Below are 22,989 nucleotides of genomic sequence, written 5' to 3' on the forward strand. Positions count from 1 at the left end.
GCATCCTCGCGTGCCGGCGCGCGAACAAGATGCAGCCACCTTTGGGACGAATATGTTTTCCACAATCAAGGGCCGCCTCGCCCTCGCCATGACTCTGCTGAGCATGCTGCTCATCGGCATCGGGCTGGTCGGACTCGTCGGCATGAGCAAGTCCAACGAGACGACCCACGACCTCTTCACGAATGAAATGCCGAGCGCGGTGTCGGTCGGCAATGCGGAAATGTTCATGGCGCGCGAACGTCTGAGCTTCGATCGCGCGGCGCTGAACATCGGCACGAACGCGGCGGACGAGGCCATCGGCCGGGGCGCGCTGATGCGCAAGACTTCCGACGACGCATGGACGAAGTACGCCGCTCTGCCCCAGGCTCCCGGCGAAAAGCAGCTTGCGGACAAATTCAACGAGCAGCGTCTGCAAATGCAGAAGCTGCTCGACGAAGGCTATGCCGACGTGCGCGCGAAGGACCAGGCGAAAGTCACCGCCGACGCCGCCACGATGCAGGCCGCGTTCAACGACTTCGCGAAGACCGGCGTCGAGTTGCGCAAGCTGCAGTTCGACCAGGCGCAAAGCGACTACGACGCGAGCCAGGCGACCTTCGCCATGTTCCGCATGGTGTCGATCATCGCGATCGTGATCGGGCTCGCTGCATCGTCGTATTCGTGGTTCTCGCTGCGCCAGCGCATTGCGCGCCCGCTCGACGCCGCGCTCGAACAGTTCGGCGCCATTGCCGCAGGCGACCTGCGCCGCGATGTGCGCATCACCTCGAACGACGAAATGGGCCAGCTGCTGCGCGGGCTTTCGACCATGCAGGCGAGCCTCGTCGAAACCGTGCGTTCGGTGCGCTCGGGTAGCGAATCGATTGCATCCGCGACCAAGCAGATCGCGGCGGGCAACGTGGACTTGTCCTCGCGCACCGAGGAACAGGCGTCGGCATTGCAGGAAACCGCGTCGAGCATGGATGAGCTCACGGGCACGGTCAAACAGAACGCCGACAACGCGCGCCAAGCGAGCGTGCTGGCCGCCAATGCATCGGAGATCGCGGGCAAGGGCAGCCATGTGGTGTCGCAAGTGGTGACCACGATGGGCGAGATCAACCAGAGCTCGACGAAGATCGCGGACATCATCGCGATCATCGAAGGCATCGCGTTCCAGACCAACATTCTCGCGCTCAACGCAGCCGTGGAAGCGGCGCGTGCAGGCGAAGAAGGACGCGGCTTCGCGGTCGTGGCAGGCGAAGTGCGCTCGCTCGCGCAACGCTCGTCGGCGGCGGCGAAGGAGATCAAGGAACTGATCGATACCTCCGTCGAACGCGTGCAATCCGGCGCGGCGCTCGTCGATGAAGCCGGCCGCACGATGAACGACATCAGCAACGCCGTGCAACGCGTGACCGACATCATGGGCGAGATCGCGGCGGCATCGGAAGAACAATCGAGCGGTATCGAACAAGTGGCGCGCGCCGTGACGCAAATGGACGAAGTGACGCAGCAGAACGCGGCGCTCGTCGAGGAAGCGGCGGCAGCGGCGCAGTCGCTCGAAGATCAGGCGGGCGCGTTGCGTACCGCAGTCGAAATCTTCCGTCTGCATGACGAAGGCGCGCGCATCGCCGCTTGATCGTCTACTGGTTCACCCTGACGGCCCGCGTCTTCTCAAGGAAGCGCGGGCCGCGGCATTTTCGAAGCCGCTTTCAAGGACATAACCTGTGGTAATCGCCTCATAAGGCAAATTCAATAGACGGCTATCGCTGTTTTCTCCAGACTTCGGACGTCGGATCGATACACGATTCGCCCTCGATAAGAGCGCGCATGAAGCGCACAAGCCTCGGAGGAGACACGCTATGTTCCATCGACCCAAGGTCACCCGGTCGGTCCTCGCGCTCATGTGCGCGATGTCTTTCATCATGTATCTCGATCGCGTCAACCTGTCCGCCGCGGCAGGCCTGATTCGCGATGATCTTCATCTCAGCAATACCGATATCGGCTTCGTGTTCGGCGCCTTCGCCTACACCTATGCGATCTGCCAGGTAATCGGCGGATGGGTGAGCGATCGCTTCGGCGCGAAGACCACGCTCGTGCTGTGCGCGTCGATCTGGATCGTCGCCACGGTCGCGACGGGCTTCGCGGGCGGCGTCGTATCGCTCTTCTGCGCGCGCATGCTGCTCGGTGTCGGCGAGGGCGCGGCGCTTCCGGCGCAGGCCCGCGCGCTAGTCAACTGGTATCCGGCGCAAAAGCGCGGCTTCGTGCAAGGGCTCACGCATTCGTTCTCGCGCCTGGGCAATGCGCTGACGCCGCCGCTGATCGCGATTCTCGTCGCCTTCGCGTCGTGGCGTGCATCGTTCATTCTGGTGGGCGCGCTGACCGCGGTCTGGGTGCTGGTCTACGCGTGGTACTTCGCCGATAACCCGCGCAAGCATCGACACATCACGGCCGAGGAAATCGCCGAGCTGCCGCCCGAGAATAAGGTGGCCGTGGAGAAGACCCGCGAGCCGACGCCGTGGGGACGTCTCATCAAGCGCATCGGGCCGACCATGATGGTCTACTTCTGCTACGGCTGGACAGGCTGGCTCTTCTTCACGTGGCTGCCGACGTTCTTCATGCACGGACGCGGCCTCGATCTCAAGAGCTCGGCGCTTTTTTCAGCGGGCGTGTTTCTCTCGGGCGTCGTGGGCAATACGGCGGGCGGCGTGATCTCCGACCGCATTCTCAAACGCACCGGCAACGTGGTCGCCGCGCGGCGCAACATGATCATCGTCGCATTTCTCGGCGCGTTGATCTTTCTCGCGCCCGTCATGGTGGTGAAGTCCTTGCCCGTCATGGCAGGCTGCATGAGTCTGTCGTTCTTCTTCCTCGAAATGACCATCGGTCCCATCTGGGCCGTGCCGATGGACATCACGCCCAAGCACGTCGGGATTGCGAGCGGGCTCGTCAATGCGGGATCGGCCATTGCGGGCATCTTCTCGCCGATCGTGTTCGGCTTCATCGTGGACCGCACTGGAAGCTGGACCTTGCCGTTCGGCGGCTCGCTGGGACTGCTTGCGGTGGGTATCGTGATGACGTTCTTCATGCGACCCGATATCGAACTCGATCCGGCGAACGATGCCGATTCCTCGTTGCGCGATGCCGAAGGGAAACTGGCATTCGCCGATCGCCTATGACGGACGGCGACGGCGTCTCGCGCTCGACACGCATGACGCGGCCGCGCCGTCGCCCTAACTAGGCTGCCCGAATCGCCTCGATGACCAGTTGCGTAGCCGGACTGATGCGCCGGTTACTGCGCAGGATCAACCCATAAGGCGCGAGCCGTCCACGCAACGGCGTGGCAATGGAAGCGATGGTATCGAGCGAAGCGTAGTAATCGGCAACCGAACTCGGCAGCACCGCCAACATATCCGAATCGCGCAACAGCGAAAGCGTCGTGAGAATGGAAGACGTCTCGACGGTGCTCACCGGCGGTGCGACGCGTGACTCCCTGAAAGTCTGATCGATGATCTCGCGCATCGGACTCGGATGCGGCTGCACGATCCACGCATACCCCGCGAGCTCATCCAGTTTCGGGCGCCCGGCCGATTCGAACACCGGATGCCCGGGCCGCGCGACAATCGCCAATGCCTCTTCGGCAAGCGTTTCGAAACTCAAGTCGTTGGCGGGAAACCCGTAGGGAATGCGCCCGACCACGATATCCAGTTGGTCCTGCTGCAAGGCTTGCACGAGCACATCGCTGGTATCGATCTGCACGGTGATATGCAGGCGCGGATGCGCGTCCTTCAACTGCACGATTACTTTCGTCAACAGCTCGGGCGCGGGCGCCATGACCGCGCCAATCCGCACCTTGCCGATATCCCCCGCTTCGATGGCCGCGAGTTCTTCGCGCAACTCGTCGAGGTCTTCGAACACCACGCGCGCATAACGCATGACCGCTTCGCCATATACCGTGGCCTGCATGCCGCGCGCATGCCGCACGAACAGCGACGCGCCCATGGTGTCCTCCAGTTCCTTCAACGCCTTGGTCGCGGCGGGCTGCGTCATGGCGAGTTCGTCGGCGGCGCTGCGCAGAGACTCTGTTTCGGAGAGCGCCATCATCAGTTGAAGATGACGCAAGCGCAGGCGTTTGCGGATGGTATTGGCAGGCGCAATCATGTCGGCGATAACCCTGTGAGCGCTTTCCCGCGATAACCGCAGGAAATAACCCGATGCAAATTATTCAATAGTCAGTTATCGCGCAGTTTCGCACACTAGCGTCACCCGAAACAGCCGCGCAAACCCTTCCTCGCGCGGCCTTCCATCAAACAAGAAGGAGACATTCGCGATGAAGATCAAGCATATCCGTGCACGCGTATTCGAATGGAAAGGCAAGGTCGTGCCGCCGCAAGCGCACTTCTGCACGAATGCCGTGGACATTCTCTACGAACGCGGCGACGCCATGGGCTCGTTCCGCTTTCACCAATGGCTCGTGGTCGAAGTGGAGTGCGACGACGGCACCATCGGCATCGGCAATTGCGCGCTTGCGCCGCGCGTGGCCAAGCAGATCGTCGACGAATATCTCGCGCCTATCGCCATTGGCGAAGACCCGTTCGATCACGAATACATCTGGCAGAAGATGTATCGGCGCACGCTTGCCTGGGGGCGCAAGGGTATTGGCATGGCGGCGATCTCGGCTGTCGATATCGCCTTGTGGGACATCATGGGCAAGGCGGTGAAGAAGCCCGTCTTCAAACTGCTCGGCGGACGTACCAAGGAAAAGATCTGGTGCTATGCCTCGAAGCTCTACAACAACGACGACCGCGACGTGTTTCTCGCCGAAGCAAAGAGCTATCTCGACGACGGCTTTACCGCGATGAAGATGCGCTTCGGCTACGGCCCGAAAGACGGCCCGAGCGGCATGGCGAAGAACGTCGAACAGTTGCGTCTCTTGCGTGAACTCGCGGGCGACGACATCGACATCATGGTCGAATGCTATATGGGCTGGACGCTCGAATACGCACGCAGAATGTTGCCGCGCCTGGCCGAATTCAATCCGCGCTGGCTGGAAGAACCGGTCATCGGCGACGATATCGAGGGCTATCGGGAACTGAAGAAGATGAACGTCATCCCGATCTCGGGCGGCGAACACGAGTTCACCATCTACGGCTTCAAGGACCTGCTCGAACGCCGCGCCGTGGACGTCATTCAGTACGACACGAATCGCGTGGGCGGCATCACGGCGGCGCGCAAGATCAACGCAATGGCCGAGGCGTGGTCCGTGCCGGTCATTCCGCATGCCGGACAGATGCACAACTATCACCTCACCATGTCGAGCGTGGCGAGCCCCATGTCCGAGTTCTTCCCGGTCTACGACGTGGAAGTGGGCAACGAGCTTTTCTACTACATCTTCGACGGTGAACCGCAACCGGAGAACGGCTATCTGCAACTCTCCGATGAGACGCCGGGCCTCGGCATCACGCTCTCGGACAAGTATCTGGATGACTTCAACATCATCGAATAACGCATGAACGATGGGCCAATGCAGCCCTCGACATCAAGGATTGGAGACACGCAATGGAAAGCAGAATAGAAGCGCCCGCACTCGACGCGGTTACGTCGGAGCGCGCGACGAGCGTGCGCTGGCGCATCTTTGGCGTGGTGTTTCTCATCACGCTGATCAATCTCGTCGATCGCATCTCGCTTTCCATCGCGATGCCCACCATCGCCAAGGAATACGCGCTCTCGCCCGCCATGCAGGGGCTGATCCTGTCGAGCTTCTTCTGGTCGTATGCGCTGTTGCAGATACCGGGCGGATGGCTCATCGACCGCTACGGTCCGCGCAAGATCATCGCGGGCGCGACGGTGTTATGGGGCATTTTCCAAACCTTGATGGGCGCTGCCGGCGGCGGTCTGTCGATGCTGTTCCTGCGTGTGGGTCTGGGCGGCGCCGAAGCACCGCTCTTTCCCGCCGGCAGCAAGCTCAATGCGTTGTGGCTCTCGAAGAAAGAGCGCGGTCGCGGCGCCGTATTGATGGATGCGGGCTCGCCATTGGGCGCGGCCATCGGCGGGCTTGCAATCTCCAATCTCATCCTCGCGTTCGGCTCGTGGCGCATGGCGTTCGTCGTGGCGGGCATCGCGACCATCGCGGCGGGCTGGCTCGCATGGCGTTATCTGCGCGACGATCCCGCGAAGCATCCCTTCGTGAATGGCGCGGAACTCGCGCGAGTTCGTGACGGCGCGGCCCCGGTCGCCGCGAGCGTCATCGCCGAGGAACCCTTGCCGCTGCGCTCGACCATCGCCATGTGCGTAGGCCGCATGAGCTGGGCGATGATCTTCTTCGGGCTCATCACGTGGGGACCGAGCTATCTGACGCAAGCACGCGGCTTGAGTCTTTCGCAGATCGGCGCGGCCACATTCTTCATCTTCTTTTCCGGCGCTTTGGGCTCGCTGTCGGGCGGCTTTCTCTGCGATGCACTTTGCACGCACGGCTTCTCGCGCGGCAAGGTGGTCAAAAGCATGATCGCGCTATCGGGCATCACGACGCTTGCCGTATTCGCCGCGCTGCCGACCATTCAGTCGCCGGTGAGCGCGGTCGCGGTGCTGTGCGCGGCGTCGTTCTTGCTGATGTGGGGTAGTCTCTACTGGAGCCTGCCTTCGTTGCTCGCGACGCCGGGGCGCGTCGGTCTGCTCGGTGCATGCATGAACTGCGCGGGCAGCGTCGGCGGCATCTCGATTCCGCTCATCACCGGCTTCATCCTGCAGCGTACCGGTTCGTTCGATACCGTGCTGCATTTCTACAGCGCCTGCGCGCTGGTGTATATCTTCGGCTCGATCGCCATCGATCTGCGCCGTACCCGCTAAAAAACTCAAAGGTTGATCCGTCATGAAACCTCGCATTGCTGTCCTTCTCGGCGACCCCGCCGGCATCGGCCCCGAACTCATCGCGCGTCTCGTTGCACGGCCGGAAAATCGCAAGCGTGCCGATCTGCTCATCATCGGCGACCGGCGCGAACTCGATCGCGGCATGGAGATCGCGCGGCAACGTTTCGATTACACCGTGGTGAACGATGAAGCCGCCGCCGCGCGCGATACCGACGTGCCTTCGCTCATCGACTTCCGCCTGCCCGACGACGCGCCTTACGAGCCCGCCGTATCCACGGAACGCGGCGGACGCTACAGCCTGGAAGCGTTCAAACAAGCCCTGCAACTGACGCGCGCGAACCGCACCAACGCCATGTTGTTCGCGCCCGTCAACAAGACCTCGCTGCACATGGCGGGCATGGACACGAACGACGAGATGGAATGGTTCGCGCATCAGCTCGACTATGCCGGCGCATTTTGCGAATTCAACGTGCTCGATGAACTGTGGACCTCGCGCGTCACGTCCCACATTGCATTGAAGGACGTGAGCGCGCGGCTTTCTGACGAACGCATAGTCGGCGCGGTGCAGTTGATTCACGACGGACTCAAACGCGCGGGCATCGCGGCGCCTCGTATCGCGGTCTGCGGCTTCAATCCGCACAACGGCGACAACGGCGCATTCGGCCGCGAAGAGATCGATGTCATCACGCCGGCCGTGGAGCATGCACGCGCGCTCGGCTACGACGCGCAAGGCCCCTTTCCCGCCGACACCATCTTCGTGCGTGCACGCGACCAAAAGGTCTTCGATGGCGTCGTCACCATGTATCACGACCAAGGCCAGATCGCGATGAAGCTCATGGGCTTCTGGCGCGGCGTCACGGTGCACGGCGGCTTGCCTGTGCCCATCGCGACGCCCGCGCACGGCACCGCGTTCGATATCCACGGCAAGGGTTCCGCCGATGTCGGCGCTACACAGAAGGCATTTGATATTCTCGTGCGCATGGCACAAGACCGCGTGAGCTAAGAGCCCATGATGCACGCCCATATCGATGCCTTGCGCGAGCGCTTCCTGCAAAGCGGCGACGATGCCGACCTGCCTGTCGTCGATGCGCATCATCATTTCTGGGACCTCGCGAACAACTATCATCCGTGGCTGCGCGATCTGCCGCGCATTCCGTTCCGTTATGGCGATTACGCGGCCATCTGCCATGACTTCCTGCCCGACGATTACTTTGCGCAGGCGGCGAGTCATCGCGTGGTCAAGACGGTGATGATGGAAGGCGAATGGGACGCGCGCGATCCGCTCGGCGAAGCGCGCTGGGCGAGCGCGCTCAACGCGCGCACCGGCCTGCCCAATGCAATGGCCGGGCAAATCTGGCTGGATCGCGAAGACGTGCGCGCGGTGCTTGATGGATATCGTGGTTTGCCGCTCGTGCGCAGCGTGCGTCATAAGCCCAAGACCGTGCCGCGCGCGGAGCATCGCGCGGATTTCTCGGCAGCGGGTTCCATGCGCTGCGAGCGGTGGCGGCGTGGTTACGCGCTGCTCGCGGCATATGATCTGATGTTCGAACTGCAGGCTCCGTGGTGGCATTTCGCGGAAGCGGCCGAACTTGCGCGCGACTTTCCCGATGTGAAGATCATCGTGAATCACACGGGCTTACCGGCCGATCGCAGCGAGGAGGCGTTGCGCGCATGGCGCGCCGCGCTCGATACGCTCGCGCGCTGGCCCAACGTGTGGCTCAAGATATCCGGCATCGGCGAAGCGGGGATAAACTGGAGCGTGGAGCGCAACGGGCCGGTGGTGCGCGAGGCCATCGCGAGCTTCGGCGTCGAGCGCTGCATGTTCGCGAGTAATTTTCCGGTGGATAGCCTCGTCGTTTCGCTGGACAATCTTTTCAGCGGCTTCAAGGCGATGGTCGCGCACCGAACGCCCGCGGAAAGACTGGCCCTTTTCCACGACAATGCCAGCGCCCTCTATCGCATCTAAATTCAGGAGACAACAATCAATGGCAGCTCCCCTTTATCGCGGCGTGTTCCCCGTCGCGCCTACCATCTTCGACGACGCAGGCAAGCTCGATCTCGAAGGCCAGAAGCGCGCCATCGACTTCATGATCGATGCCGGTTCGAACGGCTTGTGCATTCTCGCGAACTTCTCGGAGCAGTTTGCGCTGATGGACGCAGAGCGCGATGCCGTGCAGCGCACCGTGCTGGAACATGTCGCGGGCCGCGTGCCGGTGATCGTCACGACGACGCATTTCAGCTCGCACGTTTGCGCCGAACGCAGCCGCGCGGCGCAGGACGCGGGCGCGGCCATGGTCATGGTCATGCCGCCTTATCACGGCGCGACTATCCGCGTGAGCGAGCGCGGCATTCAGGATTTCTTCGCCAAGGTGTCGGACGCCATCGACATTCCGATCATGATTCAGGATGCGCCCGTCGCGGGCACGCCGCTGTCCGCGCCCTTTCTCGCGAAGCTCGCGCGTGAAGTCGAAAACGTGTCGTACTTCAAGATCGAGACGGCGCAGGCTGCGTCGAAGCTGCGCGAGCTGATCGAACTCGGCGGCGATGCCATCGTCGGCCCGTGGGATGGCGAAGAAGCGATCACGCTGATCCCCGATTTCGATGCAGGCGCGACCGGCGCGATGACGGGCGGCGGCTACCCCGACGGCATCCGCAAGATCGTCGATGCCTACGCTGCCGGCAACACCGACGAAGCCGCCGAGTTGTATCAGCAATGGCTTCCGCTCATCAATTACGAGAACCGCCAGTGTGGGCTTGCCGCATGCAAGACGCTGATGAAGGAAGGCGGCGTGATCGGCTCGGACGCGGTGAGGCATCCGCTTGCGCCGATGCATCCGAAAGTGCGCGAAGGCTTGCTCAAGGTGGCGCGAAAGCTCGACCCGCTGGTGCTGCGCTGGGGGCACTGACGCTGCTTTAATGGCCTGAAGTCCGCCCCTACTTTGCGCGGTCGATGAGCTGCCGTGCGGTCTCCGTCGCGAGATCCGCATGCAGCTCGGCCCACTTCCCGAGCAAGGTGGCGTCGTCGGTAAAGAAGATCGGCGGCTCGATCCAGGCTTGCACCTTGCCGTCTTTCGACGATGCTTCGAACACGCGCAGATCGGGGTCGTCGCTGACGCCCGCGCGAAGCAACTCGCGAAACGACAGCGATTCGCGTACGCGCACTTCATGCACCGGCACTTCGCGAAGAATGGAGACGGCCGCGCGCGCGATGCGCAAGGCGCTCTCTCGTCCATCGGCCATCAGAAACACGGTGACACCGCCTGGCGCGGACAACGCCAGGCGGAAGAGTGCAAGTCTGCATCGTTCGCTCAGGCGCGTGCTCATCGAACGGGTTCCATGCCAAGACGTTGCATGACAGCGCCGGCTTCCGGAGAACTCAGGTAAGCAAGAAGGGAGCGCGCGAGCACGGGTTCGCGCGCGGCCGTGCACACGGCGCCCTGAAATACCGTGAGCGTCTGAATGTCCGCGGGCAACGGACCCACTACGTCGATGCCCGCGACGCCGATCAGCTCGCTCATCTGCTGAAAGCCCAGCTCCACTTCTCCTTGCGCGATAAGTCCGCCCACGGCCACGCCGGGCGGCGCCTGCACGATACGCGACGACACCTCCTGAAGCACGCCCCAGCGCTCGAACAGCCGCATGAGATACGCGCCGCTCGGCCCGGTCGAATAGCCGATACTGCGCGCGGCCAACACTGCGTGACGCACGGCGCTTTCGTCGTCGATGGAGGGATGCGGCGCGCCCGCCTTCACCGCGACGGCCACGCCCGAACGCGCGATATTCACGCGTCTCGCCGGATCGATACGTCCCGCTTCGGCGAGACGCTCGATGGCGTTCGCGGCCAGCACGACGATATCGAACGCTTCGCCTTCCTCGATACGCCGCAACGCCGCCACGCCGCCCGTCGATTCGATCGCGACCGGCTGCGCGAATGCGCTTGCATAAGCATGGGCGAGATCGGCTAGCAGATGCTTCGTCGCCATCGACGAGATGCCGGTAATCGTCGTTGCCATATCAGTCGATGTAGCGCAGGCCCGCGCGTTGCAGCGGCTCGCGCATGTTGTACATGTCGAGACCCAGCACGCCGCTCGCGAGCTTGTCGCGCTTCTCTTCTTCCAGCGCTTCGCGCGCGCTCGCCTTGTCGAGCACCTGTCTCGCCGATGCAGCCGGCACCACGACCACGCCATCGTCGTCGGCGACGATCACATCGCCGGGAGTAACCCATGCGCCCGCGCAGACCACCGGAATGTTGACCGAGCCAAGCGTCGCCTTGACCGTTCCCTTCGACGAGATCGCGCGGCTCCACACGGGAAAGTTCATTGCGGTCAGCACACGCACGTCGCGCACGCCGCCGTCGATGACGAGCGCACGCGCACCGCGCGCCTTGAAACTCGTCGCGAGCAAGTCGCCGAAGAAGCCGTCGGTGTTGTCGGTGGTGCAGGCGGCCACGACGATATCGCCGGGCTGAATCTGTTCGGCGGCGACGTGGAGCATCCAGTTGTCGCCGGGTTGCAGAAGGACCGTCACCGCCGTGCCGCTCACCTGAGCGCCCGCATAGATGGGCCGCATGTACGGCTTCAAGAGACCGACGCGCCCCATGGCTTCATGCACGGTCGCCGAGCCGAGCGCGCCGAGTTTGGTCGCGGCCTCTGCGTCCGCGCGATCGATGTTGCGATAAACCACTCCGAGTTCGACCATGTTCAACGTCCCTTTGACTTGAGCGCCGTATCGAGGCGCGGATACACACGGCGCGCGTTGCCTTCGTAGATCTTGTAGCGCGCTTCGGGTTCGATCTGCGCGGCTTCGACATAGCGCTTCGTATCGTCGAAATACTGTCCCGTTTGCGGGTCGATGCCGCGCACCGCGCCTATCATCTCGCTCGCGAAGAGGATGTTGTCGACGGGAATCACGCGCGTCAGCAGGTCGATGCCCGGCTGGTGATACACGCAGGTATCGAAAAAAATGTTCTTCAGCAAATGGTCTTCGAGCAGCGGCTTTTTCAATTCCTGCGCCAGCCCGCGAAAACGTCCCCAGTGATAAGGCACGGCGCCGCCGCCGTGCGGAATCACGAGACGCAAGCTCGGAAAGTCGCGGAACAGGTCCGAGGTCAGGCACTGCATGAAGGCGGTCGTGTCCGCGTTCAGATAATGCGCGCCGGTCGTGTGAAAGCACGCGTTGCAACTCGTGCTCACGTGGACCATCGCGGGAATATCGTACTCGACCATCTTTTCGTAGATGGGATACCAATAACGATGGGACAGCGGCGGGCTCGTCCAGTGACCGCCGGACGGGTCCGGGTTCAGATTGATGGCGACATTGCCGTATTGCTCGACGCACTTCACGAGTTCGGGAATGCACGTCGCCACATCGACGCCAGGGCTTTGCGGCAGCATCGCGGCGGGGACGAAGTGATCGGGGAACAACTCGCTCACGCGAAAGCACAGCTCGTTGCAGATCGCGGCCCATGTGCTCGACACGTCGAAGTCGCCGATATGATGCGCCATGAAACTCGCACGCGGACTGAAGATGGTCAGGTCGAGCCCGCGTTCGCGCATCAGGCGAAGCTGATTGCTCTCGATCGACTCGCGCAATTCGTCGTCGCTGATACGCAGTTCGGAAACCGCCGGCCTCTCCGAAGGATTGTTGATGCCGGCGATCTGCCGGTTGCGCCACGCTTCCAGCGCCTTGGGCGCGGTGGTGTAGTGGCCGTGAATGTCGATGATCATCCTTGCTCCAGAAACTAGTGTGCAGCGGCGTTCGTTTGCGGCGCGGGTTCGCCGGCGCGCGTTTTCTGCGCGACGAGAATGGCGACGGCGGCAAGCGTGGCGGGCACGGCGAGCATCGCGAGGATCGCGCCGAACTGCCAGCCCAGACCGAGCAGCGCGCCGCCGATGGCCGAACCGAAGATGCTGCCGAAGCGTCCCATGCCGAGCATCCAGCTCACGCCGGTGGCGCGCGCCACGGTCGGATAGCGTCCCGGCGCGAAGGCGTTGAGGCCGGTCTGCGCGCCGCTCATGCAAAAGCCCGCGGCGAACACGAGCACGGCGAGCGACGACGACAACGCGCCAATCCACGCAAGCCCCAGCACGCACACCGCGCCGCCGAGATACGCCGCGCTGATGACGGGCGCGGGCCGCGTCTTGTCCATGATGAAGCCGACGATGATCGCGCCGATGGTGCCGCCGATCTGGAACATCGCCGTGATGTTGGCGGCGGCGGAAACCGTGAGACCCGCATCCTTCATCAAGGTGGGCAGCCAGCCGGTCAGCAGATAGATCACGAGCAGGCCCATGAAGTACGTGACCCACAACGCGGCGGTCATGAAACCATAGCCTTGCGAGAACAGCACGCCGATAGGCTTCTTGGTCGGCAGCGGCGGTTCCGTCGATACGAAGACTTCATCGCCCTTGAAGCGCTCGCCGCAGACACGTCCGAGCACCGCGCCGATCCGTTGCGAGGTCGCGCCGCGCACCGACATGAGACGCGCCGATTCGGGCAGCAGCCAGATCTGCAGCGGAATCAACACGAGCGGCAACGCGCCGCCGAAGATCAGCACCGAGCGCCAGCCGTGCTCGGGAATCAGCCAGCCGGCGACGAAACCGATCAGCGCGGAGCCGAGGTTGAAGCCCGTGAACATGATGGTGATGAGCAGCGAGCGCTTGCGCTGCGGCGCGTATTCGGAGAGCAGCGTCGTGGTGTTGGGCATGGCCGCGCCAAGACCGATACCGGTCAGCAAGCGCAGGAGCGCCATCGACGAGGGCGAATTGGTGAACGCCGTCGCGATGGTAAAGACGCCGAACAGGAACACCGAGGTGATCAGCACCCACTTGCGGCCGATGCGGTCCGAAGCCGGTCCCGCCGTCAAAGCGCCGATCACGAGTCCGATGGGCGCGGCGCTCATCACGAGTCCGAACGCGGGCCGCGAGATGTGCCAGTCGCCGATGATCGAGGGCGCCACGAAACCCATGATGGCGACGTCCATGCCGTCGGCCGCGACGACGAGAAAGCACAGCGCGACCAGCAACCACTGGTACGCCGAGATGGGCCGCGCGTCGATGAAGCCCTTGATGTCGATGGTTTTACCGCTGTTCATGTTCGTCTCCGTGTTGCATCGTTTTGGCCGTCAAGCCTTGTTCTTCTCTTCTTTGTCCCAGGCGAGATTGCCCGCGCCCTTGCCCGCCACCGAGTAGAGCGCGCCGGGCGCATTGCGCGTCTTCTGGAATTCCTCGAGCGTTTCGCCGCGCATCGCCGCATAAATATGCAGGTTCGAGATGCCCGTCACCGCGCCCAGCTTTTCGAGCATGAAAAAGATCACGCCGTAGTGAAGAAGACCGCGAAAGTCGCGGCGGCGCAGAAGATCGCGCTCCTGTTCGCTCAGACCCGCTGCTTCGTAGCTCGCTTCCTCGTCGGCCTTGAACGCCTCGCGATGCGCGGGCTCGACCATGCGATGCAGATAGTCGTTGATGCGATAAGCCCGCACCGCCGTTTCGATGCTGAACGGATACGTGCCTTGCAGCTTCTCGACATCGGTGAGTTGCACGGCCATCTTCTGGCGATGACGTTCGAGTATCGCGGGCTTCGTCTCGCTGTCCTCGCCTTCGTAGATGGCGGTCGCGATACCGGCCATCGACGGAAGGTAGTAGCTGCGGTGCTTGCACACGACGTTGTTCGACAGCGCGCCGCGCATTGTCAGCCACATGACCACTTCAGCGCCTTCGAAGCCGCCGAGTTCCGCGTATTCGGCGAGCGTCATGTCGGCGAGTTGCTCGGGGTCGCGCTCGAAGAGATCGAGGAAGCGGTGATCCCATTCCGTGTTGTTGAAGCCCGCGCGTTCGCCGTGAACCTGATGCGACAGGCCGCCCGTCGCGATGATCGCGACCTTGAGGTCTTCCGGATAACTTTCGATGGCGCGGCGCAGCGCCTGACCGAGCTTGTAGAAACGCCGCGCGCTCGGCACGGGCAGTTGCAGCACGCCCATTTGCAGCGGAATCAGTTGCATCGGCCAGTCGGGCTTGTGCGGGGTAAGCATCGAGAGCGGTGAGAAACAGCCGTGATCGAGCGGCTTGTTCTGGAAGAACGACATATCGAACTCGTCGGTCACGAGCGAGTTGCCGATGTGCGCCGCGAGCGCGGGATGCCCCTTGATCGGCGGCAGATCGCGCGCGCCGCCGCCCTCGTCCGCGACGCGCCATTCCGGACCGACGCCGAGCGCGAAGGCCGAGTAGTGATCGAAAAAAAACGACGTGATGTGGTCGTTGTAGATCGTCACGACCACATCGGGGCGCTTTTCTTCGAGCCATGTTGCGAGCGGCGCGAAGTTTTCGAAGATGGGAGCCCAGACCGGGTCGTCACGTTTGTTCTTGTCGAACGCGAAACCGATGGTCGGGGTATGCGAGGCAGCAATGCCGCCGATGATGCGAGCCATTGTGATGCTCCTTCGGGTGCCGGGCGACGCGTTACGCGTCCATCGGCAGCGGTGTCTGGTGCGGAAAACTGAATGGAAGATAGCGGCTGGCGGCAGCGCGGGAAACTACGCGTAAACCATGAAGATGGGCGCGATTCGATACGTCCGACGACGTTCGATGCCTTTGCTTGCTGGGGTTGGGCGAGCGATCGGCTGGCTGCGTGATGCGGCGTCCGATAAATAAAACTGATGCGCGAAGAAGGAAGACGCAAGGTCGCCCGACCGCCCGCATGTTCGCGGACGGATTGGCACGAACATGCGCGATCTAGGCCTCGTGCGCGAGGCGCGAGCGCAGTGCGATGGCCAGCGGGAAAATGGCGATGGCCGTGAGAGCCGTGGCAAGCGTGGCGCCGTGCACGCCGATCCGGTCGCCGAGGAAACCGTAGATGACCGGCGAGATCGCGCCCGACGCAATGGTGCCGGTATAGAAGAGCGCAAAGGCCCGCTCGGCTCCGTCGAGTGGCGCCAGTTCCGGCACGGTGCCGTAGAGCACGGACGAGGTGCCATTGAGCATCACGCCGAGGAGCGGCAGCAAGACCATCGCGACACTCAGCGGGCAGAGCATCACCGCGACGATGCAGGCCGCCGTGCCGCCCTCGGTTGCGAGCACGGTGCCGATCACGCCCAGCCGCGCGCCGAGCCATCCGCAGGCAAACTTGCCGGCCGCGCCGCCGATGAAGACGAGTGCGAGCGCCGTGCCCAGCATCGGTGGAGAGATGCCCTTCTCTTTCAGCAAGAACGGCAGGAACGTCAGCAGGCCCATGCGAACGCTGGTGTCGAGCACGCCTATCGAGAGCAGCATCGAAAATCCTCGTCCTGAGCGGCCGCGGTTGCCGCTGGATTGCGCATCGGCGGCCGGCGTGCTTCTCGGTATGACAGGAAAGAAAAGTGCAATGGATACAGCGACGACGCAACCCAGGACCGACATGATCCAGAGCGCGTGACGCCAGGGCATGAGCGTAACGAGAAGAGAGATTGCGGCCGGCAATGCCGATTTGCCGAGATCGCCGGAGAAGTTGTAGACGCTCAATGGGCCGCGCGCGCGGCGGCCATAGACGCGCGACACCGCGCCCGATGCAATGGGATGCTGCGTGCTCGACCCGCTTCCCGATACCGCCAACGCCACGCACAAACCGAGCAGGCTTCCCGACATACCCGCGAGCGCGTAGCCACCGGCTGCGAGCAACGTGCCGAGCGCAAGCGTCGCCCGGCTGCCAAGCCTTTGCGCCAGACGCCCGGCCGGTATCTGGAGACTCGCCATGGTTCCGGCATAGACGCCGCGCAGCATGGCGAGCGCGCCATACCCCAGACCGAAGTCCGCCTGCCACACCGGCAGCAACGCGTAGATCATGTCCGTGTAACCGTCGTGCAGCGCGTGTGCGACGCAGGACAGCCAAAGCACGCGCGAAGGTAAAAGCGCGGTCCGGTCTGTTTTAAGCAAGGACGGCAAGGAAAACGGAATAAAGCGCATGAGTCTCCCGGACGACGGCGTGACGAGGCCTAAAAGACAATTTTATGACTCGAGGAAGGCGCCTTCAATTGACGTAAGATCGCGTCAATGGAGAGATAAAGTCACGCCATGGACGAACCAGCAAATCTGGCGCAGGACCGGGACAGGCTGCCGCCGCTCAATGCGTTGCGCAATTTCGAGGCGGTCGCCCGGCATGGAAGCTTCGCCGCGGCGGCGGCCGACCTGCATGTCACTCATTGGGCGGTCGGCAAGCAAATACGGCTGCTCGAAGACTGGTTCGGCGTGCCGTTGTTCGAGCGGCGCGCGCGCGGCGTTCAGCTTACAGATGAAGGCGCGGCACTCCTCAACGACGTGAGCAGCGCGTTCGAACGTCTCACACGCGGGGCAGCGCGCCTCAGGCACGACGAATTCACGCGCCGCGTGTCCGGCGTCGTGCGCGTGAACGCGCTGGCGAGCTTCGCGTTGTGCTGGCTGCTGCCGCGTCTCGCCGATTTTCAGGCGCGCTTTCCCGATATCGACGTCAGGTTGTCGACCACGTCGCGCAAGTTGCGGTATATCGGCGATGCCTTCGATATCGGCATACGCTCGGGTCATGAACAAGGCGCGGGCGTCGTATCGCGCTCGTTGATGGCCGATGTGCGCTTGCCGGTGTGCAGCCCCGCGCTGCTGCGTCAGCGTCCCATAGCAAGCGTCGCGGATCTGCGTCATCACGCGCTGCTGCATTCCGCCAGCACGCGCACGAGTTGGTCGTCGTGGCTCAAGGAGGCGGGCGCGGCGGACTTGCGCGCGGCCCGGCACGTCGAGTTCGAGCACACATATCTGCAACTCGCTGCTGCAGCGGAGGGGCTTGGCGTGGCGCTCGCGTCGTTGCCGCTGATCGGACGCGATATCGCCGAAGGCCGACTCGTATGCCCGATCGCGGCGCCGGCGTGGCGCGCGTCCGATTACACACTGGTGATCAACGCAGACCGCGTCGGGGATGACGCCGTGGTTTCCTTCGAGAAGTGGATCATGGCGAGCGCGGGAGGTGCCGGAAGTTAAAGAAGCGCGTCCCATCGTCCGATATATTGAAGGCCGGCGCGAGATGGCAAGCTGTCGCTTCAAAGACCAACTTTTCAGACGAACGAAACATGATCAAAATTCACGAGGCGGGACAGCCGGCAAACGGCCCCGTTCGCTGCGGTGGCTGCAATAGCCCCGAAGTGGCGCAGATCGAAATGGCCTTTGCGTTTCAGCCTATCGTCGACGTGCGGTCGGGCAGTCCCTATGCCTACGAGGCGCTCGTACGCGGGCCGAATGGCGAATCGGCGGGTTCGGTGTTGTCGCAGGTCGACGACTCGAACCGTTATAACTTCGATCAACGTTGCCGCACGACTGCAATCGAGCAGGCGGCAAGCATGGGCATGGACAGCTTTCTGTCGATCAACTTCATGCCGAACGCGGTCTATCAGCCTGCGGCATGCATTCGCAGTACCTTCGAGGCCGCCGAAAAACACGGCTTCCCGGTGAATAAGATCATCTTCGAAACCATCGAAGGTGAAAACATCATTAGCCGTTCGCATCTGGTGCAGATTTTCCGCGCGTATAAATCGTTCGGCTTTCAGACCGCGATCGACGATTTCGGCGCGGGTTATTCAGGGCTCACACTGCTCGCCGACTTTCAGCCGGACTTGATCAAGCTCGACATGGCATTGGTGCGCGACATCGACACCGACACCGTGCGTCAGCGGATCGTTGCCGGCGTCTTGAAGATTTGCAGTGATCTGGGAATTCGCGTGATCGCGGAAGGCATCGAGACGCAAGGCGAGCGCGATTTTCTGGAAGCAGCCGGCGTGAGCCTGATGCAAGGCTATTTGTTCGCCAAGCCCTCGTTTAAAGAGATGCCTGCGATTGCCAATGTGCGTTAATGCAGGGTGCCAAAATGTTGAAAGCCGTGCTTGGGACGTTGCTAATCGTTTTGGCGGGATGCGCGGTGCCTGGTGCGCCGGCATCGCCAGAGAATAGCGTTGGAGCCGAAGGGTCGGCCACCCAAGCTCCGGCATCGACTGATCATTCACATTCAGAGCGTGTCGAGGCGCCGCGCAGAAATCCGAAGATGTATGGGCCGCCAGGCGAGTGATTGGTGTCGGGCTCACTACGCGTCGGTCCGCTCGACTACGAATCTGCAGAATCGGCCATGCCATTTGAACGGGGCATTTGGTTTTGTCCCCCGACGCTTTGCGCTATGCCGCCCGCGCTCCATTCCCGCTTAACCACCCATCAACGCATCGTCGTCTTGAGCAAATCGCCTGCGGTGCTCAACATGCCGCTCGCAATCTTGCCCGAGTCGATCTTGTAGGTTCCATCACGCAGAGCCGCCTTGATCGATTCGACCTTCGCCGTGTCGATGTCCGCGCCGCCCGTGACTTGCATAGACGACAACGAGGACAACGTCACTTTCGAACTGGTTGCGTTGGTCGCGCTGGTTTGCTGCACGCCGCCCGTAGCCTGCACATCGCGTTTGCTTGCTACGCGAAAGGTGTCGGATTGGAGTGCGGCGGGCGTGTTGTTCGATTCGATCTTCATGGCTTCGGCTCCTTGTCTGTTGAGTTCTTTAACGGAGTGGGGCTTGAAATCTTTACCAAGCCCGGCGGCCTGCCGACACCCTCGCAACCTCGTCCAGCCCGCATAGCCTTATCCAGTAAGCCTCCCGTGTATTTGCAACAAATTGAAACAAAGTGTGAGGAATCGCACATAGACCGGACTTGGCGTCTGCGAGGGCAAGAAATTTCTTAAAATACTAGACGACTGGTCTACTATAAGCTAAAGTCCACCCATGCCTACCGCAAACACATCAGAAACCGTCGACGTCCGCGAAAACATCATTACCGTCGGTCAACGGTTGATCGGCGCCAAAGGCTTTTCCGCCGTCGGCCTGAATGAGATTCTCACGGAAGCCGGCGTGCCGAAGGGCTCGTTCTATCATTATTTTGGCTCCAAGGATGCGTTCGGCGTGGCGCTCCTGGAACGCTATTTCGAGGACTACCTGAACGACCTCGACCAGACGCTAGCGCAGCCCGGACTGAGCATGGCGCAGCGGCTGACGAACTACTGGAGCATCTGGCAAGAAACCCAGTCCTTCTTCGATTGCCAGGGCAAATGTCTCGCGGTCAAGCTCGGCGCCGAAGTGGCGGACATGTCGGAGGCCATGCGCGCCACGCTGAAGCGCGGCACGGCGGGGATCGTTAGCCGTCTTGCAAGTGCAATCGAAATCGGTGTGGCGGAAGGCTCGCTTTCGATCGAAGGTGATCCGCAAAGCGTCGCGCAGAGCTTGTATCAACTGTGGCTCGGCGCCAGCATCATGGTGAAGATTGTTCGCAACACGCAGCCGTTTGAAGTGGCGACGACGACAACGCAGCAGATCTTGCGACTTGCTCCCTGACGAAGCAGGGAGCGAGGTGCCAGCACTTCTTTAGAGGTGCTTTTTTTGAAGCATTTACTAGACGACTGGTCTACTAACCCCATCAACCTTCTTTACGGTTTCGCCTTACTCACCCACGGAGATGCAACATGAAAGTGCTCATGGTTCTGACCTCGCATGACCAACTCGGCAACACGGGCCGCAAGACGGGTTTCTGGCTCGAAGAGCTGGCCGCACCCTACTACGCCTTCAGGGATGCGGGCGCGGAAATCGTGCTGGCATCGCCTAAAGGTGGTCAGCCGCCGCTCGACCCGAAGAGCAACGAGCCGGCCAATCAGACCGAAATGACACATCGTTTCGAAGCCGATTCGCAGGCTACCGCGCAGCTTGCCAGCACGGTAAAGCTCGATCTCGTCTCGCAAGCCGATTTCGATACCGTGTTTTATCCGGGCGGTCATGGTCCGCTCTGGGACCTGGCCGAAGACAAAAACTCGATCGCCCTGATCGAAGCCTTCTTGGCCGCTGGCAAGCCTGTCGCGCTGGTCTGCCACGCACCTGGCGTGCTGCGCCATGTCCGCACGCCGGAGGGCGCACCGCTTGTCGAAGGCAAACGAGTCACGGGCTTCACCAACTCCGAGGAAGCCGCGGTCGGACTGACCGATGTCGTGCCGTTCCTCGTTGAAGACGAACTCAAGGCGAAGGGCGGCATCTATTCGAAGCTCGAAGACTGGGCACCTTATGTCGTCACCGATGGCCTTTTGATTACCGGGCAGAACCCGGCTTCATCGTCGTCCGCTGCGGCGACGTTGATGAAGCACCCGGCGCTCGCGCAATAACCGACGTTGACGTTACCGGCGCGCGCGGCCATTGGGCGGCCGCGCGCCATGGAACCCACGCTCGTGCCAGGACTTGCGATGCACGGGCAAATTGCCGGGCGCGTGAGCTCGTCGATCCCACATCACGAAACCAGCCCGCGTGTCGTGAGAAATCCTGCTGCGTGGCAGCATGCACGCGTTGCACATAGCCCCGGTGCGTTTCTCATCGCGGAATTTTCTCTCCAACCCTCTGATTCAACGCGCAAATTTAGCCGTCATTTTCCTCGATGCAGCGCCACGCTTAAGGGCTACGCTCTTATATAAGAGGCAGCCGCAGTCACGGCGCTTGCCCGACGCTTCCTACAACGCCGGAGTCATCATGATGCAAATCTACGTTGAACCCTTGCCCAAGGGCCGATGGGGCCCGATCGATGGATACACACTCGAGTATCCCGACGGCACGAAGATCACCGAGCAGGTGTTCAGTTCAGAAAAGCTCGCGGTCAGCGAAATCAGGCTGCGCGGCTATACGCCCTTGCTGGCGAAGGTGCGTATCACGGACAAGGGCGAGCCGGAGCACTGGGAAAGCGTCGAGTGACGCATCGTCGATACGAACGTGCTTCGCCGATTTCTTTCGCGAAGCACGTTTTATTTTTGTGATATTGCTGCTTCATCCGGAACGCAAATAACGGCGCGGCTACATGGCCGATGGAGAAGCGATGCGACGAGGACCCTTCAGCGAAGCCGGCAGAAAACGCCGGCGTCTCTTTTTGAGCAAGGCGCATGTCGCGCTCGCGGCCTTCGGGACGCTAGGCTCGGTGCTCGGCATTGGTATCGCCATCGACGGCGGGCTCGAATTCAATCGCACCAAGGTGTTCACGGGCGTTGGCCTTATCGCCGTTTCGACCATTCTTTATATCTCGATGCTGTTCGTGAGCGACGAGCCATCCTGACGGCTCGTCGGCCGCACGAAATCACACGTGCACGTCGCGCTCGCCGAGCGGCCGCACCGGTTCTTCCACACGTTGTTCTTCAAGGCCATGACGCGCCCGATGCCGGCGCACCCAGAGCGCGGTCAGAATTGGCACGAGAATGGCCGTCACGAGACAGGCGGTCGCGACCATCGCGGTGGCCGCCGGCACGAGCGGCTTGAAGCGCGGAATCATCTCGCCGATGATCGCCGGATTCGCCACCGCCGCGCCCGCCGTCGATGAAGCCGCGAGTCCCGCCGCGCCATTGCCGCCCGCAATCCAGCGATCCGCGAGAATCAGCGGAATGCCCGTCACGACGATCACGCCCAACCCAAGCGCAACCCCCGGCAAGCCGCTCGTCGCGATCACGTGCAGGTCGATGCCATTGCCGAGCGCGAAGCCGAAGAACGGGATCAGCGGGTGCACGCAGCGGCCGAACAGTTCGCGCAGGTCGCTGTCCAGATTGCCGAGCGCGAAGCCAATCAGAAACGGCAGCACCGCGCCGACGAAAAGGCGTGGCTCGAAGAACGCGACGCCCGTCGCGCCGAGAATCAGCATGCTGACGAGCGGCCCGGATTCCACCGACATCAGCACGAACGCGCCCGCTTCCTCGCGGCTGCCGTACTGCTGCATCACGGCGGCGTAGAGTCCGCCGTTGGTCATGTCCATCGACGTGGTGATGGCGAGCACGGAGAGGCCCGCGAAGAGACCGGCCTTGACGCCATCGATAGGAATGAAGTGCGCGGCGACGATGGTCGCGATCCACGCAACCGCCATCTTGGTCACGAGCAAGGTGCCCGACTTGCGCAGCACGGTGCCGGTCGCGCGCAGGTCGATGGTCGCGCCCATGCAGAAGAACCACACCGCGAGAATCGGCACGGTGCCCGTGATCAACCCGTTCGTGAACGAGCCGAAGTACTTGCCCGCGCCCGGCGCGAAAGTATGGACGCAGGCGCCGAGCAGCAAGGGCACGAGCATGAGACCGCCTGGAATGCGGTCAATCGCTTTCTTTATATTCATGTCTCCTCCGT

Annotated in this window: 23 protein-coding genes; 13 read left to right on the forward strand and 10 right to left on the reverse strand. The window is 62.4% G+C overall.

Annotation, left to right across the window (positions count from 1 at the left end; all coding sequences use genetic code 11):
- The first annotated feature begins 52 nt into the window (after positions 1-52).
- Together NCT04_RS26950 and NCT04_RS26955 are read left to right on the forward strand one after the other, a co-directional pair.
- Positions 53-1,609 (forward strand): methyl-accepting chemotaxis protein, encoded by a 1,557-nt coding sequence (locus NCT04_RS26950; RefSeq protein ID WP_284503442.1) that lies wholly within the window; start codon positions 53-55, stop codon positions 1,607-1,609.
- Positions 1,610-1,832: 223 nt separating this feature from the next.
- Positions 1,833-3,149 carry an MFS transporter gene (locus NCT04_RS26955; protein WP_250468556.1) on the forward strand — a complete coding sequence of 439 codons (1,317 nt, stop codon included), beginning with the start codon at positions 1,833-1,835 and terminating at the stop codon, positions 3,147-3,149.
- Positions 3,150-3,207: 58 nt separating this feature from the next.
- Here NCT04_RS26955 and NCT04_RS26960 read toward each other — a convergent pair whose 3' ends face one another.
- Positions 3,208-4,131: a LysR family transcriptional regulator gene (locus NCT04_RS26960; RefSeq protein ID WP_250468558.1), complete on the reverse strand. Its 924-nt coding sequence runs from the start codon at positions 4,129-4,131 to the stop codon at positions 3,208-3,210.
- A 169-nt stretch (positions 4,132-4,300) separates the two neighbouring features.
- On the opposite strand from NCT04_RS26960, the gene NCT04_RS26965 reads away from it, so the two are divergent.
- Genes NCT04_RS26965 through NCT04_RS26985 form a run of 5 tightly spaced genes read left to right on the forward strand, consistent with a single transcriptional unit; the run spans position 4,301 to position 9,743 of the window.
- Positions 4,301-5,476, forward strand: a complete 1,176-nt coding sequence (locus NCT04_RS26965; RefSeq protein WP_250468560.1) for an L-rhamnonate dehydratase — start codon at positions 4,301-4,303, stop codon at positions 5,474-5,476.
- 53 nt (positions 5,477-5,529) lie between these two features.
- On the forward strand, positions 5,530-6,816 hold the full coding sequence (locus NCT04_RS26970) for an MFS transporter (RefSeq protein ID WP_250468562.1): 1,287 nt from the start codon (positions 5,530-5,532) through the stop codon (positions 6,814-6,816).
- 22 nt (positions 6,817-6,838) lie between these two features.
- Entirely contained in the window at positions 6,839-7,840 is a 1,002-nt protein-coding gene (locus tag NCT04_RS26975; protein WP_244830026.1) for a 4-hydroxythreonine-4-phosphate dehydrogenase PdxA, read from the forward strand.
- Between the two features lie 6 nt (positions 7,841-7,846).
- Positions 7,847-8,803: an amidohydrolase family protein gene (locus NCT04_RS26980; RefSeq protein WP_250468564.1), complete on the forward strand. Its 957-nt coding sequence runs from the start codon at positions 7,847-7,849 to the stop codon at positions 8,801-8,803.
- A gap of 19 nt (positions 8,804-8,822) precedes the next feature.
- Entirely contained in the window at positions 8,823-9,743 is a 921-nt protein-coding gene (locus NCT04_RS26985; protein ID WP_250468566.1) for a dihydrodipicolinate synthase family protein, read from the forward strand.
- Positions 9,744-9,771: 28 nt separating this feature from the next.
- On the opposite strand, the gene NCT04_RS26990 is transcribed toward NCT04_RS26985, so the two are convergent.
- The 7 genes from NCT04_RS26990 to NCT04_RS27020 form a co-directional block, all read right to left on the reverse strand.
- Positions 9,772-10,161 carry a hypothetical protein gene (locus tag NCT04_RS26990; protein WP_244830023.1) on the reverse strand — a complete coding sequence of 130 codons (390 nt, stop codon included), beginning with the start codon at positions 10,159-10,161 and terminating at the stop codon, positions 9,772-9,774.
- Positions 10,158-10,850: a substrate-binding domain-containing protein gene (locus NCT04_RS26995; protein ID WP_250468573.1), complete on the reverse strand. Its 693-nt coding sequence runs from the start codon at positions 10,848-10,850 to the stop codon at positions 10,158-10,160. The genes NCT04_RS26990 and NCT04_RS26995 overlap by 4 nt, the downstream gene beginning before the upstream one ends.
- Before the next feature lies 1 nt (position 10,851).
- Positions 10,852-11,535, reverse strand: coding sequence for a 4-carboxy-4-hydroxy-2-oxoadipate aldolase/oxaloacetate decarboxylase (ligK, locus tag NCT04_RS27000; RefSeq protein ID WP_250468575.1), 684 nt, complete (start codon positions 11,533-11,535; stop codon positions 10,852-10,854).
- Between the two features lie 2 nt (positions 11,536-11,537).
- Positions 11,538-12,563, reverse strand: a complete 1,026-nt coding sequence (locus NCT04_RS27005; RefSeq protein WP_250468576.1) for an amidohydrolase family protein — start codon at positions 12,561-12,563, stop codon at positions 11,538-11,540.
- Between the two features lie 14 nt (positions 12,564-12,577).
- Entirely contained in the window at positions 12,578-13,930 is a 1,353-nt protein-coding gene (locus tag NCT04_RS27010; protein ID WP_250468578.1) for an MFS transporter, read from the reverse strand.
- Positions 13,931-13,960: 30 nt separating this feature from the next.
- Positions 13,961-15,262 carry a gallate dioxygenase gene (locus tag NCT04_RS27015; protein WP_250468579.1) on the reverse strand — a complete coding sequence of 434 codons (1,302 nt, stop codon included), beginning with the start codon at positions 15,260-15,262 and terminating at the stop codon, positions 13,961-13,963.
- A gap of 304 nt (positions 15,263-15,566) precedes the next feature.
- Positions 15,567-16,772 carry an MFS transporter gene (locus NCT04_RS27020; RefSeq protein WP_250468587.1) on the reverse strand — a complete coding sequence of 402 codons (1,206 nt, stop codon included), beginning with the start codon at positions 16,770-16,772 and terminating at the stop codon, positions 15,567-15,569.
- Positions 16,773-16,880: 108 nt separating this feature from the next.
- Between NCT04_RS27020 and gcvA the strand changes: the two genes are divergently transcribed.
- Both gcvA and NCT04_RS27030 read left to right on the forward strand, forming a co-directional pair.
- Complete coding sequence (gene gcvA / locus NCT04_RS27025) at positions 16,881-17,813, forward strand: transcriptional regulator GcvA (RefSeq protein WP_250468589.1); 933 nt, start codon at positions 16,881-16,883, stop codon at positions 17,811-17,813.
- An 89-nt stretch (positions 17,814-17,902) separates the two neighbouring features.
- Positions 17,903-18,679, forward strand: a complete 777-nt coding sequence (locus NCT04_RS27030) for an EAL domain-containing protein (protein ID WP_250468590.1) — start codon at positions 17,903-17,905, stop codon at positions 18,677-18,679.
- Between the two features lie 352 nt (positions 18,680-19,031).
- On the opposite strand, the gene flgM is transcribed toward NCT04_RS27030, so the two are convergent.
- On the reverse strand, positions 19,032-19,337 hold the full coding sequence (gene flgM / locus NCT04_RS27035) for a flagellar biosynthesis anti-sigma factor FlgM (RefSeq protein WP_244830013.1): 306 nt from the start codon (positions 19,335-19,337) through the stop codon (positions 19,032-19,034).
- Between the two features lie 250 nt (positions 19,338-19,587).
- Here flgM and NCT04_RS27040 point away from each other — a divergent pair, with 250 nt between their 5' ends.
- The 4 genes from NCT04_RS27040 to NCT04_RS27055 all read left to right on the forward strand — a co-directional run bounded on the left by NCT04_RS27040 (position 19,588) and on the right by NCT04_RS27055 (position 21,940).
- Complete coding sequence (locus NCT04_RS27040; protein ID WP_250468592.1) at positions 19,588-20,193, forward strand: TetR/AcrR family transcriptional regulator; 606 nt, start codon at positions 19,588-19,590, stop codon at positions 20,191-20,193.
- A gap of 128 nt (positions 20,194-20,321) precedes the next feature.
- On the forward strand, positions 20,322-21,008 hold the full coding sequence (locus NCT04_RS27045) for a type 1 glutamine amidotransferase domain-containing protein (protein ID WP_244830011.1): 687 nt from the start codon (positions 20,322-20,324) through the stop codon (positions 21,006-21,008).
- 358 nt (positions 21,009-21,366) lie between these two features.
- Complete coding sequence (locus NCT04_RS27050) at positions 21,367-21,585, forward strand: hypothetical protein (RefSeq protein WP_244830010.1); 219 nt, start codon at positions 21,367-21,369, stop codon at positions 21,583-21,585.
- A gap of 121 nt (positions 21,586-21,706) precedes the next feature.
- Positions 21,707-21,940, forward strand: a complete 234-nt coding sequence (locus tag NCT04_RS27055; RefSeq protein WP_244830009.1) for a hypothetical protein — start codon at positions 21,707-21,709, stop codon at positions 21,938-21,940.
- 21 nt (positions 21,941-21,961) lie between these two features.
- Here the strand turns inward: NCT04_RS27055 and kdgT are convergent, their stop codons facing one another.
- Positions 21,962-22,978 carry a 2-keto-3-deoxygluconate transporter gene (gene kdgT, locus NCT04_RS27060; protein WP_244830008.1) on the reverse strand — a complete coding sequence of 339 codons (1,017 nt, stop codon included), beginning with the start codon at positions 22,976-22,978 and terminating at the stop codon, positions 21,962-21,964.
- Positions 22,979-22,989: the final 11 nt, after the last annotated feature.

Source organism: Caballeronia sp. GAFFF2, assembly GCF_023631485.1.
Classification (GTDB): domain Bacteria; phylum Pseudomonadota; class Gammaproteobacteria; order Burkholderiales; family Burkholderiaceae; genus Caballeronia.

Excerpts from the sequence above, each read along its gene's own strand:
- NCT04_RS27015 (WP_250468579.1), bottom strand. The coding sequence starts at position 15,262 with ATGGCTCGCATCATCGGCGGCATTGCTGCCTCGCATACCCCGACCATC.
- NCT04_RS27045 (WP_244830011.1), top strand. The coding sequence starts at position 20,322 with ATGAAAGTGCTCATGGTTCTGACCTCGCATGACCAACTCGGCAACACG.
- NCT04_RS27005 (WP_250468576.1), bottom strand. The coding sequence starts at position 12,563 with ATGATCATCGACATTCACGGCCACTACACCACCGCGCCCAAGGCGCTG.
- NCT04_RS27010 (WP_250468578.1), bottom strand. The coding sequence starts at position 13,930 with ATGAACAGCGGTAAAACCATCGACATCAAGGGCTTCATCGACGCGCGG.
- NCT04_RS26975 (WP_244830026.1), top strand. The coding sequence starts at position 6,839 with ATGAAACCTCGCATTGCTGTCCTTCTCGGCGACCCCGCCGGCATCGGC.
- NCT04_RS26970 (WP_250468562.1), top strand. The coding sequence starts at position 5,530 with ATGGAAAGCAGAATAGAAGCGCCCGCACTCGACGCGGTTACGTCGGAG.
- NCT04_RS27055 (WP_244830009.1), top strand. The coding sequence starts at position 21,707 with ATGCGACGAGGACCCTTCAGCGAAGCCGGCAGAAAACGCCGGCGTCTC.
- NCT04_RS27020 (WP_250468587.1), bottom strand. The coding sequence starts at position 16,772 with ATGCGCTTTATTCCGTTTTCCTTGCCGTCCTTGCTTAAAACAGACCGG.
- NCT04_RS26955 (WP_250468556.1), top strand. The coding sequence starts at position 1,833 with ATGTTCCATCGACCCAAGGTCACCCGGTCGGTCCTCGCGCTCATGTGC.
- NCT04_RS26965 (WP_250468560.1), top strand. The coding sequence starts at position 4,301 with ATGAAGATCAAGCATATCCGTGCACGCGTATTCGAATGGAAAGGCAAG.
- kdgT (WP_244830008.1), bottom strand. The coding sequence starts at position 22,978 with ATGAATATAAAGAAAGCGATTGACCGCATTCCAGGCGGTCTCATGCTC.
- NCT04_RS27050 (WP_244830010.1), top strand. The coding sequence starts at position 21,367 with ATGATGCAAATCTACGTTGAACCCTTGCCCAAGGGCCGATGGGGCCCG.
- gcvA (WP_250468589.1), top strand. The coding sequence starts at position 16,881 with ATGGACGAACCAGCAAATCTGGCGCAGGACCGGGACAGGCTGCCGCCG.
- NCT04_RS26960 (WP_250468558.1), bottom strand. The coding sequence starts at position 4,131 with ATGATTGCGCCTGCCAATACCATCCGCAAACGCCTGCGCTTGCGTCAT.
- NCT04_RS26950 (WP_284503442.1), top strand. The coding sequence starts at position 53 with ATGTTTTCCACAATCAAGGGCCGCCTCGCCCTCGCCATGACTCTGCTG.
- NCT04_RS26995 (WP_250468573.1), bottom strand. The coding sequence starts at position 10,850 with ATGGCAACGACGATTACCGGCATCTCGTCGATGGCGACGAAGCATCTG.
- NCT04_RS26990 (WP_244830023.1), bottom strand. The coding sequence starts at position 10,161 with ATGAGCACGCGCCTGAGCGAACGATGCAGACTTGCACTCTTCCGCCTG.
- flgM (WP_244830013.1), bottom strand. The coding sequence starts at position 19,337 with ATGAAGATCGAATCGAACAACACGCCCGCCGCACTCCAATCCGACACC.
- NCT04_RS27040 (WP_250468592.1), top strand. The coding sequence starts at position 19,588 with ATGCCTACCGCAAACACATCAGAAACCGTCGACGTCCGCGAAAACATC.
- ligK (WP_250468575.1), bottom strand. The coding sequence starts at position 11,535 with ATGGTCGAACTCGGAGTGGTTTATCGCAACATCGATCGCGCGGACGCA.
- NCT04_RS26980 (WP_250468564.1), top strand. The coding sequence starts at position 7,847 with ATGATGCACGCCCATATCGATGCCTTGCGCGAGCGCTTCCTGCAAAGC.
- NCT04_RS26985 (WP_250468566.1), top strand. The coding sequence starts at position 8,823 with ATGGCAGCTCCCCTTTATCGCGGCGTGTTCCCCGTCGCGCCTACCATC.
- NCT04_RS27030 (WP_250468590.1), top strand. The coding sequence starts at position 17,903 with ATGATCAAAATTCACGAGGCGGGACAGCCGGCAAACGGCCCCGTTCGC.